Annotated in this window: 4 protein-coding genes; 2 read left to right on the plus strand and 2 right to left on the minus strand. The window is 72.3% G+C overall.

Annotation, left to right across the window (positions count from 1 at the left end; all coding sequences use genetic code 11):
* Both VIM26_RS19735 and VIM26_RS19740 read left to right on the plus strand, forming a co-directional pair.
* The coding region (locus tag VIM26_RS19735; RefSeq protein ID WP_331954410.1) for an MFS transporter at nt 1–708 on the plus strand (708 nt) is incomplete at its 5' end.
* Between the two features lie 175 nt (nt 709–883).
* The gene (locus VIM26_RS19740; RefSeq protein WP_331954412.1) at nt 884–2,629 is read left to right on the plus strand and encodes a pyruvate dehydrogenase; all 1,746 of its coding nucleotides are present in this window, start codon (nt 884–886) and stop codon (nt 2,627–2,629) included.
* 62 nt (nt 2,630–2,691) lie between these two features.
* On the opposite strand, the gene VIM26_RS19745 is transcribed toward VIM26_RS19740, so the two are convergent.
* Nucleotides 2,692–3,003: a hypothetical protein gene (locus VIM26_RS19745; RefSeq protein WP_331954414.1), complete on the minus strand. Its 312-nt coding sequence runs from the start codon at nt 3,001–3,003 to the stop codon at nt 2,692–2,694.
* A 206-nt stretch (nt 3,004–3,209) separates the two neighbouring features.
* Nucleotides 3,210–4,364, minus strand: coding sequence for a VIT1/CCC1 family protein (locus VIM26_RS19750; RefSeq protein ID WP_331954416.1), 1,155 nt, complete (start codon nt 4,362–4,364; stop codon nt 3,210–3,212).
* Nucleotides 4,365–4,423: the final 59 nt, after the last annotated feature.

A 4,423-nucleotide genomic window follows, 5' to 3' on the forward strand; every position in this document is an offset into this window, starting at 1 on the left:
GGCGGGGCCGGCGGGGCCGGCGGGCCCGCACCGGCCGGTCGGCTCGCGCGCGCGAGCAGCCTGCTGCGCACCCGCAGCGTCATGCGCACACCGGGCATGCCGGTGCTCGCCGCGGTGTTCGTCGTTATGGGCGCGATCTTCGGCGCGACCGACGTGGCGACGGTGGCGTTCGCGCAGGAGCACGGCTCGAAGGCCGCGGCGGGGTTCGTGCTCGCGGCGTTCGCGGCCGGCTCGATGATCTCCGGCCTCGGCTACGGCGCGCGGCACTGGGTCATGCCGCTTCCGAGACGGTTCGCGATCGGCGTGGTCGCGCTCGCCGTTGGCGTCTCGCTGTTCTTCCTGGCCACCAGCATCCCCGCGCTCGCCCTGGTGATGTTCGTGACGGGGTTCGCGATCGCGCCCAGCCTGATCAACGGCAACGGCCTGGTCCAGCACTGCGTGCCGGCGAGCCGGCTCACCGAGGGCCTGACCTGGGTCGGCACGGCGCTCGGTGTCGGGGTGTCGTTCGGGTCGTCGATCGCGGGCGTCATGATCGACCGGGCCGGTTCCCACGGCGGTTTCACCGTGGTCGCGGTCGCCGCCGGGTTCGCCGTCGTGGCGACCCTCGCCGCGCTGGGCACCCTGCGCGCGGACAGCGGCCTGCCCGACGACGGCCCGGCCGCGACCAGGGACGACGACGTCTCGGAGCCGGCACGCGACGAGTCGTGACCCACGAGGTGTGATCCAGAGGCTGTGACCCACGAGCGTGACCCACGACAGTGATCCACGAGCGTGACCCACGACGGTGACGAACGAGGCAGGACCTTAGGGGCTCCTCGCCGGGTCCGAGTAGGCCTTCGGGCCCACAATGAAAGCATCCCGTCGTCCACTTTCAGGAGCCGTCATGGCCCGCGCCCGTTCCGTTGCCGACCAGCTCGTTGACCAGCTCGTTGCCGCCGGCGTGAAACACGTCTACGGGATCGTGGGCGACAGTCTCAACCCCGTGGTCGACGCCGTCCGGCGTACCGAGGGTATCGAGTGGGTGCAGGTCCGCCACGAGGAGGCCGGCGCGTTCGCCGCGGCCGCCGAGGCCGAGCTCACGGGAAGGCTCGCCGTGTGCGCCGGGTCCTGCGGGCCGGGCAACCTGCACCTCATCAACGGCCTGTACGACGCGAACCGCTCACGCGTGCCGGTGCTCGCGATCGCCTCGCACATCCCGAGCTCGCAGATCGGCACCGGATACTTCCAGGAGACGCACCCCGACCGGCTGTTCACCGAGTGCTCGGTGTACTCCGAGATGATCTCGAGCGCCGACCAGGCGCCGCGCGTGATCCGCAGCGCGATCCACCACGCCTATGGTGCGCCTGGCGTCGCGGTCCTCACCCTCCCGGGCGACGTCGCGGAGCTCGACGTCCCCGAGGCCGCGATCGACATCCTCACCCGCCCGAACGCCCCCCGCGTCATCCCCGCGGAGCAGGACGTCCGCGCCCTCGCCGACGCGATCGAGGCCGCGAAGACCGTCACGATCTTCGCGGGGGCTGGCACCGCGGCCGCGCACGACGACGTGATCGCTCTTGCCGACAAGCTCGGCGCACCGATCGGGCACAGCCTGCGCGGCAAGGAGCACATCCAGTACGACAACCCGTTCGACGTCGGGATGAGCGGCCTGCTCGGGTACGGCGCGTGCCAGGCCGCGCTCGAGGGCGCGGACCTGCTGATCCTGCTCGGCACCGACTTCCCGTACGACCAGTTCCTGCCCGCCGGGGTGCGCACCGCGCAGGTGGACATCTCCCCGACCCGGCTCGGGCGGCGAACACGGATGGACCTCGCCGTGCTCGGTGACGTCGGGGAGACGGTGCGCGCGCTGCTCCCGCTCGTCAAGCGCAACAAGAGCCGGCGCTTCCTCAACGCGATGGTGAGCAAGCACAAGAAGGCGATGTCCGGCGTCGTCGGCGCGTACACCAAGGACGTCGAGCACCAGACGCCGATCCACCCGGAGTACGCCGCGGTGACCCTCGACGAGGAGGCCGCCGAGGACGCCGTCTTCACGGTCGACACCGGCATGTGCAACGTCTGGGCCGCGCGATACATCACGCCCAACGGGCGCCGGCGCGTGATCGGCTCGTTCCTGCACGGCTCGATGGCGAACGCCGTCCCGCACGCGATCGGCGCGGCGCTGTCCCACCCCGGACGCCAGGTCATCGCGATGGCCGGCGACGGCGGGCTGTCGATGCTGCTCGGCGAGCTCGTGACGCTCAAGGCCCTCGAGCTTCCGGTCAAGATCGTGCTGTTCGACAACGCGACGCTCGGCATGGTGCGCCTGGAGATGCTCGTCGAGGGCCTGCCCAGCTTCGGGACCGACTCCCCGAGCATCGACTACGCGGCCGTGGCCCGCGCCGTCGGCATCCACGCGGTGCGGGTCGAGCAGCCGACCGACATCCGGGCGGCGCTCCGCGACGCGTTCGCGCACCCGGGACCGGCGCTCGTCGACCTGGTCACCGACCCGCGCGCCCTGGCGCTGCCGCCGAAGATCACGCGCAAGCAGGTCGCCGGGTTCACGACCGCGATGAGCAAGGAGATCCTCGGCGGCGGGATGGGCGAGGTCATGTCGATGGCTCGCTCAAACCTGCGCAACGTGCCGCGCCCCTGAGGGCCGCCGGGCGCTGGCCCGTCAGGGACGCGTCGCGGCGCCGTCGTGCGGGAGAGAACCGCTCAGGCGGCGTCGCTGACGGCGCCCTTGACGGAGCCCACGACCGACCTCACGGTGTCGGTGAACCTGTCCTTGATCGGGATTCCTTCGGTCTTCGCGAAGTCGGTGACCCGGTCCTTGAGCGCGGATCCCTCGGTCTTGGCGAAGTAGGTGACCTTCGTCGAGATGTCGGTGACCTGCGACTGGACCCGTGGGTCGGCCCAGGCGTCCTGCGCCAGGACCTTGACCTTGTCGAGCTGCTCACGCCCGGCGCGGGTGGCCAGGGCGAACCCCAGGCCGGCTCCGACGATGAATGCTGCTGCCTTGCCCTGCATGGTCAACTCCTCGCTACGCGAGCCCTTCCCGCGTGCATCGAGCGTAGGCCCGAAGGCGGCGCGGACCTTTCAACCGCGCTCGGAGCGTCCGCGCGCCGACCCCGGGGACCTCCCAGCAGGTCAGTTTCAAGCGCGAGATTGCGAGTCGTTGTCGTGCGGATCGCGCCTGAGCGAGGACAACAACTCGCATCTCGCGGCAAGAACCGCTAGCCGACGGTTGCGCCGAAGAGCAGGCCCAGGCCGTACGTGACGCCGGCGGCGCTGAAGCCGATCGCCAGCTGGCGCAGCGCCCGGCGCACCGGCGGGCCACCGGACAGCACGCCCACCGTCGCGCCGGTCCCGAGCAGCGCCAGACCGACGAGCGCGGCGGCGACCAGCACGGCGGGCAGGCCCTCCAGGCCGAACAGGTACGGCAGGATCGGGACGAGCGCGCCCGAGGCGAAGAAGCAGAAGCTCGACGCCGCGGCGCCGACGGCGGTGCCGACGGACTCGTGCTCGTCGGGCCGCTCGTCACCGGTCGGGCCGCCGTCGGCCAGGGCGTTGTCGAGTGGCAGGTCCGCGCCGTTCGGCAGCAACGGGCCAGTCGCGCGGTCGGCCGGGTCCCCGAGGGCCGCCTGCAGCACCTCGCGCGCGCGGGCCGCGGCGTCCTCCTCGCCCATTCCGCGCGCCCGGTAGACCAGCTCGAGCTCGTTGGCGTCGACGTCCAGGTACAGGACGGCCGTGCGGGTGTCCGGGCTCGGCGCCGATGCCTCGAGCAGCTCTCGCTGCGAGCGCACCGAGACGTACTCGCCCGCGGCCATCGACATCGCGCCCGCGAGCAGGCCCGCGAACCCGGTGAGCAGCACCGTCTGGTGCGCCACACCGGTCGCGCCGATGCCCAGGATGAGCGCGAGGTTGCTCACCAACCCGTCGTTCGCACCGAAGACGGCGGCCCGGAAGGTCCCGGAGATGCGCAGTCGGCCGCGGGTGGCGAGGGCTCGCACGACCTCCTCGTGGATCTGCTCGTCCGCCGCCATCGCGGCAGTCGCGTCGTCGTCGGTCGCGTAGCCGGAGCGGGCCTCCGCGCGCTGCGCGAGCGCGAGCACGAACACCGACCCGAACCTGCGGGCGAGCAGACCGAGGATGCGGGTGCGGAAGTCGCCGTGCGGCACGCGCCCGACGTCGTCACCGAGCAGGGCGAGCCAGTGCGCCTCGTGCCGCCCCTCGGCGTGGGCCAGGGCGAGCAGGATGGCGCGTTCCTCGCCCGTGCGGCGGCCGGCGAGGTCGCGGTAGACGGCAGCCTCGGCACGTTCGTCGGCCAGGTACTGCCGCCGTCGTCGCAGGAGCTTCGCACTGGGCGGGGCGTCGGGCATGGCATCCATGATTCCATTCGCGCGCCGCGGGTCCGGTGCGGCCGGCCCGACGGCGGGCGCGTCAGCCC

This window comes from Pengzhenrongella sp., from assembly GCF_036565025.1.
In the GTDB taxonomy this organism is placed as follows: Bacteria; Actinomycetota; Actinomycetes; order Actinomycetales; family Cellulomonadaceae; genus Pengzhenrongella.